Origin of the sequence: Bradyrhizobium sp. Arg816 (assembly GCF_029989365.1) — a bacterium.
In the GTDB taxonomy this organism is placed as follows: Bacteria; Pseudomonadota; Alphaproteobacteria; order Rhizobiales; family Xanthobacteraceae; genus Bradyrhizobium.
Window position 1 is genome coordinate 176,953 of record NZ_JAPRAQ010000013.1, and the last position, 14,727, is coordinate 191,679.

Genomic DNA, 14,727 nt, shown 5'->3' on the forward strand with positions numbered 1-14,727 from the left:
GCCTCGCTCACTTCTGCATGAACGACGCCCAGCGCTTCTCGGCGGCCTCGCCCGCGGGCGAGGACCACCAGGCGTAGGACATCAGCGCCTGCTTGGCCGCGTTCGCCGGCTCGCTCGGCAATTGCGCGGCGCGCTCGGGCTTGATCACGCCGGTCTCGAACGCCTTCGGATTGCCCGGGCCGTAGTCGATGTTGAGCGGAAGATTGGCCTGGTGCACGGGATCGACGGCCTCATTGAGGAATTTGACTGCCGTCTCCAGATTCGGCGCGCCCTTGAGGATGCAGAGCGAGGTGCTCTGAAGAACGCCCTGGTTGTAGGTGAAGGAGACCTTCGCGCCCTCCTTCGCCACCGCGCTGACGCGGCCGTTCCAGGCCATCTCCATGTCGACTTCGCCGTCATTGAGAAGCTGCGCCGACTGCGCGCCTGAGGTCCACCACACCGTGATGTGCGGCTTGATCTCTTCCAGCTTCTTGAAGGCGCGGTCGACGTCGAGCGGGTAGAGCTTGTCGGGCGCGACGCCGTCGGCCATCAGCGCGGCCTCCAGGGTAGCGAACGGATGGTTGCGCAACGCGCGGCGGCCGGGAAATTTCTTCACGTCCCAGAAATCGGCCCAGCTGTTCGGCGCGTCCTTCGGGAAGGTCTTCTGGCTGTAGGACAGCACGCTGGAATAGAACTCGTAGGACACCGAATAGGGACTGCGATAGGCCTCCGGCATCGCCGCGCCGTTTGGAATCTTCGAGAAGTCGAGCTTCTCGATCAGCCCCTGCTCGCCGCCGCGCAGGCAGTTGCCTGTCGGGGTATCCACCACGTCCCAGATCGGCTTGCCGCTGCCGACCTGCGTCTTGATCGCGGGCCAGGCGTCGGGAATGGAGTCCTGGTTGATGGTGATGCCGAGCTTCTTGGCGGAGGGATCGAGGATCGCCACCGTCTGCGCCGCCTGATAGGCGCCGCCTTGCGAGACGAAGGTGATCTGCTCGGCGGCATCAGCCGCGGTGGTAAATCCGATTGCGCCCAGCACGGCAAAGCCCAATCCAAAATTGCGTGTCGTCGTCATCCTCGCCTCCTCCATCGCCAAAGAGATCTCACTGACCGATCGCATCGAGAAACTGGTACCAGCCGGCGACCATGCGCACGGCCGGCTCGCGCAGGGGATAGAACGGGATCGCCTTCATGCGCCTGATATCGAGCAGCCCGACCTCGGGCGTCTCGCCGCGCACGAAGGCCGCGAGATAGCGGCCCATCAGGCTCGACATCGCAACGCCGGCGCCATTGTAGCCCATCGAGACCAACGTGCGGTCGTCGAGCCGGCCGATATGCGGCACCGAGTCCAGCGTCATGCCGACGAGGCCCGACCATTTGTAGGCGATCGGAACGTCGGCAAGGCCAGGGAAGATGCCGACCATCGCCTTGCGCAAGGCGTCGAAGGCAGCCTGCGAGTCCTGCTTGCCGAAAGCACCGCGGCCGCCGAAGATGACGCGGTTGTCGACCATGCGGAACCAGCGCATCATGCGCTTGGTCTCGGTGTAGGTGCGCCCGGTCGGCATCAGCTTGCCCGCGAGATTGCGTGGCAGCTGCTCCGTCGCGACCAGCGCACTGCGGAACGGGATCAGCGTGCGCTGCATCTGCGCAGTCGCACTGGTGAGATCGGAATAGCTGTTGGTGGCGATGATCGCCTGTTTCGCGCGCACCGCGCCTTGCGGCGTCTCGGCGACAATGCCGTCCTTCTCGCGCCGGAGTTTGACCACCGGCGACTCCTGGAAGATCGGAACGCCACGGCGCCCGACGCCTTCGGCGAGCCCTCGCAGATAGTTCAGCGGATGGATGCCGCCGGAGCCGGGATTGAGCACGCCGCCGACAAAAATGTCGGAGCCGGTTTCGTCACGCACCCCGCGCTTGTCGAGGATGCGGACTTCGGCGGAGCCCATCTCGCGCGTCATCCAATTGGCTTCGTCGATCGCGGCCTTCAGCGTCGTCTCGTTATGCGCGGCCTTGACCTGGCCCGTGCGCGTCAGCGCCGCGCTGGTGATGCCGAACTCGGAGACCAGCTCCTCGACCATGTCAGTCGATTCATGCGCGATCTCGTACATGCGCCGCGCCATGGCGCGGCCATGCGCGGCGTCGATCTCGCGGAACGACAGGCGAAATTTTGCGGTGATCACCCCGCCATTGCGCCCGCTCGCGCCCCAGCCCGGCCGGTTGGCCTCGAGCACAACCGGCGACAAGCCGCTCTTGGCGATGTGGTGCGCCGCGGAGAGGCCCGTGTAGCCTGCACCGATGATCACCACGTCCGCCTGTCGCTCACCCGACAGCACGGGAAACGCGCGCGCCGGCTCCGCCGTGGCTTCCCACAGCGAATTGGCCGATGGCAATGCGCTCCAGTCCCGTGCCATGCCGCCGCTCATGCCTTACGCCGCCGGTCCGATCGCCGCGTCCGCGAGCGCCTTCAGCGTCGAAAAGTGGAAGTCCGGTTTGGTCAGCGTCTCGACCGCCGGCGTGCCGCCGAAACCGCCGATGCCCTGGCGACGCTCGATCCAGCACACCTTGTAGCCGAGCTTTCGCGCGATCCCGATGTCGTGGTACTGGCTCTGCGCGACGTGCAGAATGTCGGACTGCTTGTAGCCGAACGCGGACTGACGCCCCTTGTTGAAGGCGAAGAACTCCGGGTTCGGCTTGGCAACGCCGGTATCGTCGGCGCAGACGGTGTCGTCGAAGGGATTGCCGAGCGCGTGCGCGTAGCAGGAGAGCGCGACGCGGTCCGCATTGGTCATCGCCACCAGCCGGAACTTCGTGCGCAAGCGCTTCAGCGCCTCGACCGAATCCGCAAACGGCCCCCAGCGCAACACCGAGAGCTGGAACACGTCGCAGGACGCATCGTCGGAGGGAAGTCCGAGCTCCTTGGCGAGATGGCGATAGACGTGGAACATCGCCTCGCTCGAGCGCTCATAATGCTTGTCGCGGCCGCGCTTGTAGGGCTCGAAGATCTGCTCGTCGCTGAGCTCGGCCGGCGACTTGCCGGAGATCTTGCGCACCGCGGAAAGCACGCCGGTCTCGAAATCGATCAAGGTGCCGACGACGTCGAAGGTGAGAACCTTGAAATTGCTGAACGAGGCTGCTGACGACATCTTTGGTTTCTTCTCTCGGTTGAACAGGGCTTGAGTTCAGTCCCCCGCCCTGGGGACAACGATGGTGTCCTCGGGGTGAAGGGTCACGGTGAGGCTGCCGCCGAGCGGCGGGATGCGGCTGTAGGCCTGGTGATAGCTCGGCTGGCGCAGGCTGAGCGCGATGCCATCGGTGAGCGCCAGGAAGATGCGGAGACTCTCGCCCTGGTAGACGATGTCGATGACCGTCCCGGTCAGCCGGTTGCAGGCGTCATCCTGCGCGCCGTCGTCGATCAGGAGCTTTTCGCTGTGCACGGCGAGCATCAGCGCATCGCCGTCCGGAATCGCGCGGGCGCTACGCAGCAGCGCATTTCCGAGCGCGACGCTGGAGGCATCGACGCGGCGAACCGGCAGCATCGTCGCTTCGCCGATGAAGCTCGCGACGAAGGAGTCCGCGGGATGATCGTGCAGCCGCTCGGGCGCGTCGATCTGGATCAACCGGCCGTCCTTCATCACGGCGACGCGGTCGCTCATGGTCAGCGCTTCGCGCTGGTCGTGGGTGACGTAGATGATGGTGGCGCCGATGCGCTTGTGCAGTGTGCGCAGCTCGATCTGCATGGATTCGCGCAGCTGCTTGTCGAGCGCTGAGAGCGGCTCGTCCATCAGGATCAGGCGCGGCTCGAAGATCATCGCACGCGCCAGCGCCACGCGCTGGCGCTGGCCGCCGGAGAGCTGCGCGATGCCGCGCTCTTCATAGCCGGCGAGGCCGACCATCGCGAGCGCTGCGCGCACCTTGTCGGGCCAGCTCGCTTTCGGCAGGCGCCGCGCGCGCAGGGGAAAGGCGACGTTCTCGCCGACGCTCATATGCGGGAACAGCGCGTAGTTCTGGAACACCACGCCGATGTCGCGCTTGTGCGGCGGCATCCAGGTGACATCACGACCGCCGAACAGGATGGTTCCGCGCGATGGCAGGATGAAGCCGCCGAGAATTCCAAGCAGCGTGGTCTTGCCGGAGCCGGAGGGCCCGAGCAGCGAGACGAACTCGCCGGCGCCGACATTGAGCGAAACGTCGTCGAGAGCGCGAACGGCGCCATACGCCTTGCTCGCGGACCTGATCTCGACGCTTTCCGCTCGTTTGTCCAACGATCGACCTCGCCTCGTTCCCTGCAATGGCGTGCCTCACTGCGCGCCATAAGCCTGCTTTATAGACAGGAATTTTGAGCACTCACGGCCGAAGCGTGCACCGCACCAAATCTTCGTTCGCAGGCCCTATCTTTAGGCTGTGATGCCAATGACACCAGACTTGGCAAAACTCGGCAATTGCCAAATTCTCACCGCGTCCATAACATGGCGTTATGCCCGAGCTGCGCCGGATGCTGCCCTCCAGTAACGCCCTGTTCGTCTTCGACGCAGCGGCGCGCAATGGCAGTTTCACGGCGGCAGCAGCCGAGCTCAACGTCACGCAGCCGGCGGTGAGCCGGATGCTCGGACAGTTCGAGGAGCATCTCGGCGTCCGCCTGTTCGACCGCACTGCGGGGCGCGCGGTGCTCACCGAGGAAGGCGAGCTGCTTTATCGCCGCGTGCTCGAAGGCTTTCGCAGCATCGAGACCGGGCTCGTCGAGATCGAGCGGCGCCGCAAGGGCACCGAGACGGTGACGCTGTCGGTCTCCTCCGCCTTCACCACGCATTGGCTGATGCCGCGCATCGACAAGCTCCAGAAGCAGTTTCCCGACGTCGATTTGCGCTTCCAGCTGATCTCCGGCGCGCTGCGCGGGCCGGTCGAGAATGTCGATCTCGGCATGCGCTTTCGTGACCGCGACGAGCCCTCATCCGGCGGCACGCTGGTGATGAAGGAAGTCATGCTGCCGATGTGCAGCCCTGGCTATCTCGGCGAGACCGATCCCGCTGAAGGCAACACCATCATTCGCCTCGCCGAGACGCCGGGCGACTGGGCGGCGGATTACGCCTCGCTTCTCACCGGCCGCCGCGGCGCGGCCAAGGCGCTGAGCTTCACCGACTATGCCGTCGTGATGCAGGCCGCCCTGCTCGGCCAGGGCATCGCACTCGGCTGGTTGACGGTGGCCTCGCACTGGCTCCTGACCGGCGCGCTGGTGCCGGCTTCCGATACGCTCACCACCACGCGCCGCATCTGCGAATTCCTGCCGCCGCGTAACCGGCCGATGCGCCCCATCGCCGCCGAAATCCGCGACTGGATCATCGCGCAGATGAAAAGCGAGATCGCCGCGATCGACCGGCTCTATCCGAAGCTCGGTGCGATGGCCGCCTGCTATTGATGCCGAATGATCGCGGCGCGCTACCCCGGCCGGAAACGCAGATTGGCGCGCGATAGCTGGCTGATCGACGTGCATCCCATCAGCTTCATATCGCGCACGAGCTCGGCCCGCAGCAGGCCGAGGGCCCGTTCGACGCCGGGCCGGCCGGCGGCGGCGAGCGGATAGAGATAGTATCGTCCAAGCCCGACCGCCTTGGCCCCGAGCGACAGCGCTTTCAGGATATGGGTTCCGCGCTGGATGCCACCGTCCATCATCACGTCGATGCGGTCACCCACGGCATCGACTATTTCGGCGAGCTGATCGAATCCCGAGCGGGAGCCGTCGAGCTGGCGGCCGCCATGATTGGAAAGAACGATCCCGGCACAGCCGATATCGACCGCGCGGCGCGCGTCTTCCACCGACATGATCCCCTTCAGGCAGAACGGCCCGTTCCAGGTCCGCACCATCTCCGCGACATCGTCCCAATTCATCGCGGGATCCAGCATCTCCGTGAAGTAGCGGCCGATCGACATGGCGCCGCCGCTCATGTCGACGTGCTCCTCCAGTTGCGGGAGCCTGAATTTCTCGTGGCTGACATACTGGATACCCCACATCGGCTTGATCGCGAACTGCAACATGCCCGCGGGCGTCAGGCGGAAGGGAATGCTGAAGCCGGTGCGCAGATCGCGCTCGCGATTTCCCCCGGTGATGCTGTCGACCGTCAGCATCATCACCTCGACGCCCGCGTCCTTGGCGCGCTGCATCATGGCGCGGTTGAGACCGCGATCCCGGTGGAAATAGAATTGATAGACCTGCGGCGTGTCGTGGGCCTTGCGCAATTCCTCGAGCGACACCGTGCCCAGCGAGGGGACGCCGAACATGGTGCCGTAGCGCGCCGCGGCAGCGGCGACGGCACGCTCGCCTTCATGATGGAACAGGCGCTGCAAGGCGGTCGGCGAGCAGTAGAACGGCAGCGCGAGCTTCTGGCCCATGATGGTGACCGACAGATCGACGTCCTGCACACCGCGCAGCACGTTGGGCAGAAGGTCGCAATGCTCGAAGCTCGCGCTGTTACGGCGATGGGTGGTCTCATCGTCGGCCGCGCCATCGATATAGTCGAAGATCGGACCGGGCAGTCGGCGGCGCGCCAGCCGCCGGAAATCGTGGAAGTTATGACACTGTGTCAGGCGCATTTCTCAACTCCGCTCACGGCATGCTCTGCGCGTCGATCATCCTGCCATCGCGCCGCCGATGCTGCTAGCGGTTGCCATCGCGGCGATCTCTCGCCTGATGGAAGCCGCCGGTCTCCTATCGATGCTCGATCGCCCTGATCGCGCCACGGAGCTCGGCGAGCCCGCGGAGGCGGCCGATCGCGGTGTAGCCGGGATTGGTGCGCTTGGTGGCGGCGAGATCGTCGAGCATACGATGGCCGTGGTCGGGACGGAACACGATTCTCTTGTCGGGCGAACGCCGTGCGTTCTCCTTCAACAGCGCCTTCAGGACCGCGACCATGTCGACGTCACCATCGAGATGATCGGACTCGTAGAAGGAAAGGCCGTCGGCCTCGCGCTTGGTCGCGCGCAGATGCGCAAACGCGATGCGCGGTCCGAAGCGCTCGGCCATCGCAGGCAGATCGTTCCCGGCGCGCACGCCGAGCGAGCCCGTGCACAGGCAGATGCCGTTGGCCTTGGACGGCACGGCGTCGAACAGCGCCTGATAATCGTCGGCGGTCGAGGCAATGCGCGGCAGGCCGAACAGCGGGCGCGGCGGATCGTCCGGGTGCAGCGTCAGCGACACCCCGAGTTGCTCGGCGACCGGCGTGACGCGGCCCAGGAATTCGGCGAGATGCTGCCGCAGGATCTTTGGCGTGATGTCGCGATAGGTCTCCAGCCGGTCGCGGAATTGCGGGATGGTCATCGGCTCGGTGGTCGAGCCCGGCAACGCGCTGGCGATGACCATGACGAGATAGTCGATATCGGCCTGGCTCATCTGGTCGAACAGCTCTTTCGCGCGCGCCTGCTGCTCGGGGGAGTATTCCTGCACGGCGGCGGGACGCTTCAGGATATGCAGCTCGAACGCGGCAAAACGGTCCTGGTCGAAGCGCATGGCGCGGGCGCCGTTCGGCAGCTCCCATTCCAGATCGGTGCGACACCAGTCCACCACCGGCATGAAATTGTAGCAGATGATCTTGATGCCGGCCGCCGCCACCGCTTCGAGACTCGCGATCCACGCGTCGATCGAAGCCGTCGCCTTAGCCCCGAGCCGCTTGACGTCGTCGGGGATTGGAATCGACTCCACCACCGACCAGGTCAGTTGCGAGCGGCCGGGCTGGCCGTGCTCGATGAAATTCTTGCGCTCCTCGACCGCCTTGCGCGTCCAGGCTTCGCCGATCGGCACCTGATGCAGCGCCGAGACGATATCGGTCGCCCCGGCCTGCCTGACGTCATCCAAGGACACCGGATCACCCGGCCCGTACCAGCGCCATCCCTCGAGCATCATGTGATCACTCCAATCAGTTCGCGGTCAGCACGACCTTGACGCTCTGCGAGCGGTCGAGCGCCAGCCGCAGTGCGTCCGGCGCGGTCGACAGCGGCCGCTCGGCGGTGACCAGCGACAGCACGTCGACGCTGCCCGAGCCGATCAACTCCACCGCGGTCATGAACTCGAAGCCGAAGCGGAACGAGCCGCGCAGGTCGATCTCCTTGGCCATCACCGCATTCGACGGCGTCGGAATCTGGCCGCCCGGCAGGTTGCCGATCTGCACCACAATGCCGCCGCGCCTGACGATGCCGATCGCGCTCGCAAGGCCCGCGGCGGTGCCCGAGACCTCGAACGCGACATCGTAAGGACGCGATGCGGCTTGTGCCTTCAGTCCTTCCTCGCCGCCCGAGACGTTCTCGACATGCGAAGCGCCGAGCCGGGTCGCAAAGGCGAGCGGCGCCGGCGCGATGTCGGCGACCGTGACGTCGGCCATGCCGGCGCGGTGTGCGGCGAGCATGGTCAAAAGCCCGATCGGGCCGGCACCGAAGATGATGCCGCGCTTGCCCTCGATGTTGCCGGCGCGCGCGACCGCGTGCAGGCAGACCGCCAGCGGCTCGGCCAGCGCCGCGGCCTGATAGGAGACATGGTCGGGGATCTTCACGCATTGCGCGGGGATCGCGTCGAAATAATTGGCGAAACCGCCCTGCATGTGCGGCGTCTTCGAGGCCGAGCCCATGAAGTAGATGTTCTCGCAGAGGTTCGGCCGGCCCTCGCGGCAGGCGACGCAATGGCCGCACCAGCGCGATGGATTGACGGCGACACGGTCGCCGACCTTGAGGTTCGCTGCGGAACCGGAGATCTCCACGACTTCGCCGGAGATCTCGTGGCCGAGCACCAGCGGCGACTTCACGACAAAATCGCCGGTCCGGGCATGACGGAAATAGTGCATGTCGGAGCCGCAGATGCCGCCGGCGCCGAAGCGGATGCGCACCATGCCGGAAGCCAACTTGTCGAGCGGATGCTCGATCATGCGCAGATCTTCGGGGCCGAACAGGGTTGCGGCGAGAGCGGTGGAGGTCATTTGGAGAGTCCCATGTATTTAGGCAGCCAGAGGGTCAGTTCGGGAATGTAGGTGATCGCGATCAGCGCGACCATCAGCGGCACCAGCCAGGGCAGGATCGCGACCGTCGTGCGCTCGACCGAGAGCTTGGCCACGCGGGCGAGCACGAACAGCACCATGCCGAGCGGCGGATGCAACAGGCCGATCATCAGGTTGAGCGTCATGATCAGGCCGAAATGGATCGGATCGATGCCGAGCTTGAGCACGATCGGCAGCAGGATCGGCACCAGGATGGTGATCGCCGCCGTGGTGTCGATGAAGCAGCCGACGAACAGGATCAGGACGTTGGCGAGCGCCAGGAACACCCATTTGTTGTGGGTGATGCTGAGCATCCAGTCCGAGAGCATTTGGGCTGCCTGCGACACCGTCAGCAGCCAGGCGAAGATCGAGGCTGCCGTGACGATGAACAGCACCGAGGCCGTGGTCTCGATGGTGTCGAAGGTCGCCTTCGCCACCGTCTTCAAGGTCATGGTGCGGTAGCGGACGAGGCCGAGGAACAGCGACCAGATCACGGCGGCGACCGCGGCCTCGGTCGGCGTGAACCAGCCGAGCGTCATGCCGCCGATCAGGATCACCGGCGCCATCAGCGCCATCACCGCCGAGAAGTCGAAGTACCAGTCGATCGCGAGCAGCGCGCCGAGGCCGATGACAACGGCCATGTTGGTCGACATGCCGGCCAGCACCATCAGCCAGATCGCGAGCGGGAAAGCCAGCACGATGGCGATCTCGAGGCCGGCCGAGCCGAGCTGCGGCCAGGAGAACGGCGTATCGCTGCCCCATTTGTTCTTGTGCGCGAAGTAGGTGACCGTCGCCATCATCAGCAGCGTCATGACGATGCCGGGAATGACGCCGCCGAGAAACAGCGCGCCGATCGAGACGTTCGCCATCATGCCGTAGATCACGAAGGGCAGCGACGGCGGGATGATGGGACCGAGCGTGGCGGACGCCGCGGTGACGCCGACGGAGAACTCGGTGGAATAGCCGTGGTCCTTCATCGCCTTGATCTCGATGGTGCCGAGACCGGCGGCGTCCGCGATCGCCGTGCCGGACATGCCGGAGAAGATCACCGAGCCGATGATGTTGACGTGACCGAGGCCGCCGCGCATCCAGCCGACCAGCGCGACCGCGAATTTGTAGATGCGGCCGGTCACGCCGGCGATGTTCATGAGATTGCCGGCCAGAATGAAGAACGGCACCGCGAGCAGCGGAAAGCTCTCGACGCCGGCGATCATGCGCTGCGCCAGCGTGACATCGGGCGTCACGCCGCTGACCAGGATGTAGAGCAGCGACGACGCGGCCATGGCAATCGCCACGGGAACGCCGAGCAGCATCAGGACGAGGAAGCCTCCAAGCAACAGCAACATAACTTTACCCCTCAAAACCGTCGTAGGCGCCGGGACGTTCGAGGATCGAATAGCCCTGTCGCAGATGTTGGATGGCCACCTGCACCGAGCGCACGAACATCAGCACGAAGCCCGCCAGCACAGCGTAATAGACGTAGTCCTTGGGCAGATTGATCGTGGTCATCGATTCATCGCCGATGATCTGGATATAGACCCAGACCAGCTTGATGGCGTAGCCGAAGAAGGCGATCCGGATCAGGTCGATCGCCGTGGACAGCCCGCGCGCCACGATGTGCGGCAGATAGCGGTAGATCAGGTCGACCTGGATGTGCCGCGACAGCCGCACGCACATCGAGGAGCCGATGAAGACCACGCCGATCAGGCAGTAGGTCGCGATCTCCTCGGTCCAGGCATAGCTGTCGTTGAGGACGTAACGGGTGAAGAACTGGAGGAAGACGGCAAGCGCCATGACCCAGAAGATCACCAGCGCCACCCAGTCCTCGAAAGCGTAGACGCCGAGATCGACCTTCGGCACCGCCTCTTCCTCGAATGTGTGGGCGATCTCGTCTCCGGTGATCTGCCGGTGTATTTCGGCGGTGGACATGGGAGTACTCCTCAAACTTGCGGCACGTCGTTCCGGGATGGTGCGTTAGCACCAGACCCGGAACCTCGAGATAGTTCTACTGCGTCAACCTCGCTCCGCTCCTCATCCTGAGGAGCTTGCGAAGCAAGCGTCTCGAAGGATGACCTCGGGCGACGCCCGAGCGACATCCGGGCCTTCATGGTTCGCCCGGACGATGCGAAGCATCGTCCGGAGCGCGTTCCGCGCTCCTCACCATGAGGGTCTTGCTTACTTCACCGCCTGAATGCGTTCCCAGTCGGCCTTGCGATAACCAAAGGTCTCGAACGGAACGTTCTTCAGCACGATGTCGCGGAACTCGTTCTTGTCGACCTCGGTCACGGTCAGGCCCTTCTCCTTGAAGAAGGAAACAAGCTTGGCCTCGTTCTGCTTGATCTCATCGGTCGCCTTGGCAGCAGCTTCCTGCGCGACGTCGGTGAAGATCTTCTTGTCCTCGTCGCTGAGCTTCTTCCAGAGCGCGCCCGCCACCACCGTGTTGAGATGGTCGACGATGTGGCCGGTCAGCACGATGTGCTTCTGCACTTCGTAGAACTTCTTGGCCTCGATCGTGGTCAGCGGGTTCTCCTGCGCCTCGACGGTGCCGTTCTGAAGCGCGAGATAGACTTCGGCGAACGCGATGGGCGCGGTGTTGGCGCCGCAGGCGCGCGGCATCGCCAGATAGGCCGGAACGTCGGGCACGCGCATCTTCAGGCCCTTGAGATCGGCGCAGGACTTGATCGGCTTGTTCGACGAGGTCTGGCGCACGCCGTAATAGGTCACCGCGACGATGTGGTGGCCGCTCTTGTCCTCGTAGCCCTTGGCGAGCTCCTTGAAGATGTCGCTCTTGGTGTAGGCAAGCAGATGGTCCGAGTCGCGGAAAGTGTAGGGATAGTAGGTCACGCCGATCGGCGGGAAGCTCTTGGCCGCGAAGCTCGAGCCGGAGATGATGATGTCGACCGAGCCGAGCGAGAGGCCCTGGTTGATGTCGGCTTCCTTGCCGAGCTGCGACGCCGGATAGACATCGACCGTATAGCGCCCGTTGGTGCGCTTGCCGATCTCCTGCGCGGCCCAGACCGAAGCGGTGTGGAACGGCTCCGAGGTCTCGTAGACATGGGCCCATTTGAGCTTGGTCTGCGCCATCCCGGGATTGGTCGCCGCGAACATTGCCGCGACCGAAGTCGCCAGCACCATCGTCATCTTCTTCAACACTGACTTATCCTCCACTGACTAAAGTCTGCTTCTTGTTCGCCCGCCCCAAAAACCGGGACGAGCCGCCCAATCTCATCGCCGCCGCACGCCGCCGCTTTTGGCCTGCGTCTTCGCGCGTTTTGGTTTTGCCGGTTTCGCCGGCGTGCGCGCGACCCGGCCTCGCTCCGCGGGCGATCCCGCGGCGGTCTCGGCACCAAAATTCTGCGCAAAGCGCTCCTGCGAGCGCGCTAAGTGCTTCCGCATGGCCTCACGGGCAGTGTCCGGATCGTGCGCCGCAATCGCGTCACGCACGGCGCAGTGCTCGTCGAGCGCGGTGCGCCACGTGCCCGGGCTCTCGAAGTAATGCGCAAGCTGCGCGAAATAGGGATTGAGGCGCTGGTCGAACAGCTCGCCGACCACGCGCACCAGCACGGCATTGCCGAGACTGCCGGCGATCGCGACGTGGAAGGCACGGTCGTGCACCATCGAGGCCTCGCCGGGATGCTCGACATTCTCCATGGCGACAAGCGACGCATTGATGCGGGCGATATCGTCCTTGGTCGCCACGCGTGCGGCCTGCTCGGCGATCGCGCTTTCCAGGAATTCTCGGGCGCGCAAGAGCTCGAACGGGCCTTCGATGCCGGCGGCCGGAAGCGCAGGCGCGGCGTCCGCCGGCTCGGTCACGTAGATGCCTGAGCCGACGCGGATGCGGACGCGGCCCTCGACCTCGAGCGCGATCAGGGCTTCGCGCACCGTCGGCCGCGAGATCCTGAGCTGCTCGGCGAGTTCGCGCTCGGTCGGCAAGCGGCTGCCGACCGCGTACTCGCCGCTGTCGATCAGGCTTCGCAATTGATCGGCGACCTGGCGGTAAAGCCGTCTCGCCTCCACAGCTTCCAGCGGCACGCTGGCCTCCCCGAAAGGGTCTCGCTGGGAAGCATCGCGTCCCGGCGGCCCGCCAATTTTGGAAAATTGGTCTTACCAATTGACCGAAGCATTGACCGAGGACAGGCGCCATGTCAAGCAGCTGCCAAACACAGGGAGAGACGACCATGCGCCATAATTCAACGCGTCTTGGCCGCGCCAATCTCGACCGGCTGCCGCCCGCCATCCGCCGCCCGGCCTATGACCGTTCGCGCGTTACGCCCGGCATCGTGCATCTGGGCCTGGGGGCCTTTCATCGCGCGCACCAAGCCGTCGTCATCGACGACTGCCTTGCCGCAGGCAGCTCGTCCTGGGGCATCGTCGGCGCGAGCCTGCGCAGCCCGGATACGCGCGACGCCCTCGCCCCGCAGGATCATCTCTACACTGTCGCCGTACGTGCCGCCGAAGGCACCGAACACCGCGTCATCGGCGCGTTGCTCGACAGTGTCGTCGCGCGCGAGAAGCCGGCAGCACTGGTCGAGCGGATGGCCGATCCCGCCATTCGCATCGTCTCGCTGACGGTCACCGAGAAGGGCTATTGCCACACGCCGCAGACCGGCGATCTCGACGAGCGCCATCCGGATGTCGTGCACGATCTCAACAATCTTGACGCGCCGCGCTCGGCGCCCGGCTTCATCGTGGCCGCTCTAGCGCGCCGGCGCGCACAGGGGCTGGCGCCCTTCACCGTGCTCTGCTGCGACAACCTCGCCGCCAACGGCCACACCGTGCAGCGGATCGTGACGCAGTTCGCCGCGCTCCGGTCGAAGGACCTCGGCAAGTGGATCGCCGATAGCACCGCCTTCCCGTCGACCATGGTCGACCGCATCGTGCCGGAGACGACGGACGCCGACCGGGATGCGGTCTCGGACGCGCTCGGCATGCGCGACGCCTGGCCTGTGATGACCGAGCCGTTCACGCAATGGGTGGTCGAGGACCGCTTCACGGCGGGGCGGCCCGATTTCGCCGCCGCCGGCGTCGAGCTCGTCACCGACGTCAAGCCGTTCGAGCTGATGAAGCTGCGGCTGCTCAACGCCAGCCATTCGGCGCTGGCCTATCTCGGCTATCTCGCGGGCTACGAGACGATCGCCGACACCATGCTGGATCCGCATTTCGCGCGTCTCGCCGCGCAGGTGATGGAAGAGGCCGCGGTGACGCTGACAATGCCTGTTGGCACCGATCTCGCCGCCTATCGCGCTTCGCTGCTCAAGCGCTTCGCCAACCCGGCGCTGCATCACCGTACCTGGCAGATCGCGATGGACGGTTCGCAAAAGCTTCCGCAGCGCCTGCTCGGCGGGATGCAGGATCGCCTGCGCAAAGGCTTGCCGATCGCGACGCATGCGCTCGCGGTGGCCGGCTGGATGCGTTACGTCACCGCACGCGACGAGCAGGGCCGCGCCATCGATGTTCGCGATCCGCTCGCCGCCGAGTTCGCCGCGCTGGCGCGCGAGGCGGGTCCCGTCGCCGAACGGCTCGCGCCCGCATTGCTCGGGGTCGAGAAAGTGTTCGGACCGCTGGGCACTGAGCCGCGCCTGCGCGAGGCCGTGACCACGGCGCTCGGCCGTCTTTACAAGGACGGTGCGCGGCGGGCGGTGGAGACACTTGTCTCGGCGTGACCACAAAGCAGGCAATGCTGCACTGCGGTCCAAATCGAACGCAAAGTCGGACGGAAGTCGCGCTTGATTTT

The 14,727-nt window shown here is 65.3% G+C and carries 13 protein-coding genes; 2 read left to right on the forward strand and 11 right to left on the reverse strand.

Annotated elements, in window-relative coordinates; genetic code table 11:
* Window positions 1-7: 7 nt before the first annotated feature.
* Genes OWC48_RS28595 through OWC48_RS28610 form a run of 4 tightly spaced genes read right to left on the reverse strand, consistent with a single transcriptional unit; the run spans window position 8 to window position 4,241 of the window.
* The gene (locus OWC48_RS28595) at window positions 8-1,054 is read right to left on the reverse strand and encodes an ABC transporter substrate-binding protein (RefSeq protein WP_282522987.1); all 1,047 of its coding nucleotides are present in this window, start codon (window positions 1,052-1,054) and stop codon (window positions 8-10) included.
* Between the two features lie 28 nt (window positions 1,055-1,082).
* Complete coding sequence (locus OWC48_RS28600) at window positions 1,083-2,402, reverse strand: FAD-binding oxidoreductase (RefSeq protein WP_282522988.1); 1,320 nt, start codon at window positions 2,400-2,402, stop codon at window positions 1,083-1,085.
* 3 nt (window positions 2,403-2,405) lie between these two features.
* On the reverse strand, window positions 2,406-3,122 hold the full coding sequence (locus OWC48_RS28605) for an HAD family hydrolase (protein WP_282522989.1): 717 nt from the start codon (window positions 3,120-3,122) through the stop codon (window positions 2,406-2,408).
* 36 nt (window positions 3,123-3,158) lie between these two features.
* The gene (locus OWC48_RS28610) at window positions 3,159-4,241 is read right to left on the reverse strand and encodes an ABC transporter ATP-binding protein (RefSeq protein ID WP_282522990.1); all 1,083 of its coding nucleotides are present in this window, start codon (window positions 4,239-4,241) and stop codon (window positions 3,159-3,161) included.
* Window positions 4,242-4,453: 212 nt separating this feature from the next.
* Between OWC48_RS28610 and OWC48_RS28615 the strand changes: the two genes are divergently transcribed.
* Window positions 4,454-5,392, forward strand: a complete 939-nt coding sequence (locus OWC48_RS28615) for a LysR family transcriptional regulator (RefSeq protein ID WP_166344129.1) — start codon at window positions 4,454-4,456, stop codon at window positions 5,390-5,392.
* A gap of 20 nt (window positions 5,393-5,412) precedes the next feature.
* Here the strand turns inward: OWC48_RS28615 and OWC48_RS28620 are convergent, their stop codons facing one another.
* From OWC48_RS28620 to OWC48_RS28650, 7 genes are all read right to left on the reverse strand, one after another.
* On the reverse strand, window positions 5,413-6,564 hold the full coding sequence (locus tag OWC48_RS28620) for an alpha-hydroxy acid oxidase (RefSeq protein ID WP_282522991.1): 1,152 nt from the start codon (window positions 6,562-6,564) through the stop codon (window positions 5,413-5,415).
* Between the two features lie 115 nt (window positions 6,565-6,679).
* Window positions 6,680-7,870, reverse strand: coding sequence for a mannonate dehydratase (uxuA, locus tag OWC48_RS28625; RefSeq protein WP_282522992.1), 1,191 nt, complete (start codon window positions 7,868-7,870; stop codon window positions 6,680-6,682).
* Between the two features lie 13 nt (window positions 7,871-7,883).
* Window positions 7,884-8,933, reverse strand: a complete 1,050-nt coding sequence (locus tag OWC48_RS28630) for an L-idonate 5-dehydrogenase (protein ID WP_282522993.1) — start codon at window positions 8,931-8,933, stop codon at window positions 7,884-7,886.
* A complete protein-coding gene (locus OWC48_RS28635) occupies window positions 8,930-10,336 on the reverse strand; it encodes a TRAP transporter large permease (protein WP_085405292.1) in 1,407 nt (468 codons plus the stop codon). The genes OWC48_RS28630 and OWC48_RS28635 overlap by 4 nt, the downstream gene beginning before the upstream one ends.
* A gap of 4 nt (window positions 10,337-10,340) precedes the next feature.
* Complete coding sequence (locus OWC48_RS28640; RefSeq protein WP_282522994.1) at window positions 10,341-10,919, reverse strand: TRAP transporter small permease; 579 nt, start codon at window positions 10,917-10,919, stop codon at window positions 10,341-10,343.
* A 246-nt stretch (window positions 10,920-11,165) separates the two neighbouring features.
* Window positions 11,166-12,125: a sialic acid TRAP transporter substrate-binding protein SiaP gene (locus OWC48_RS28645; protein ID WP_282523023.1), complete on the reverse strand. Its 960-nt coding sequence runs from the start codon at window positions 12,123-12,125 to the stop codon at window positions 11,166-11,168.
* A 90-nt stretch (window positions 12,126-12,215) separates the two neighbouring features.
* Complete coding sequence (locus OWC48_RS28650) at window positions 12,216-13,025, reverse strand: FadR/GntR family transcriptional regulator (RefSeq protein WP_282522995.1); 810 nt, start codon at window positions 13,023-13,025, stop codon at window positions 12,216-12,218.
* Window positions 13,026-13,171: 146 nt separating this feature from the next.
* Between OWC48_RS28650 and OWC48_RS28655 the strand changes: the two genes are divergently transcribed.
* Complete coding sequence (locus OWC48_RS28655; RefSeq protein WP_282522996.1) at window positions 13,172-14,656, forward strand: mannitol dehydrogenase family protein; 1,485 nt, start codon at window positions 13,172-13,174, stop codon at window positions 14,654-14,656.
* Window positions 14,657-14,727: the final 71 nt, after the last annotated feature.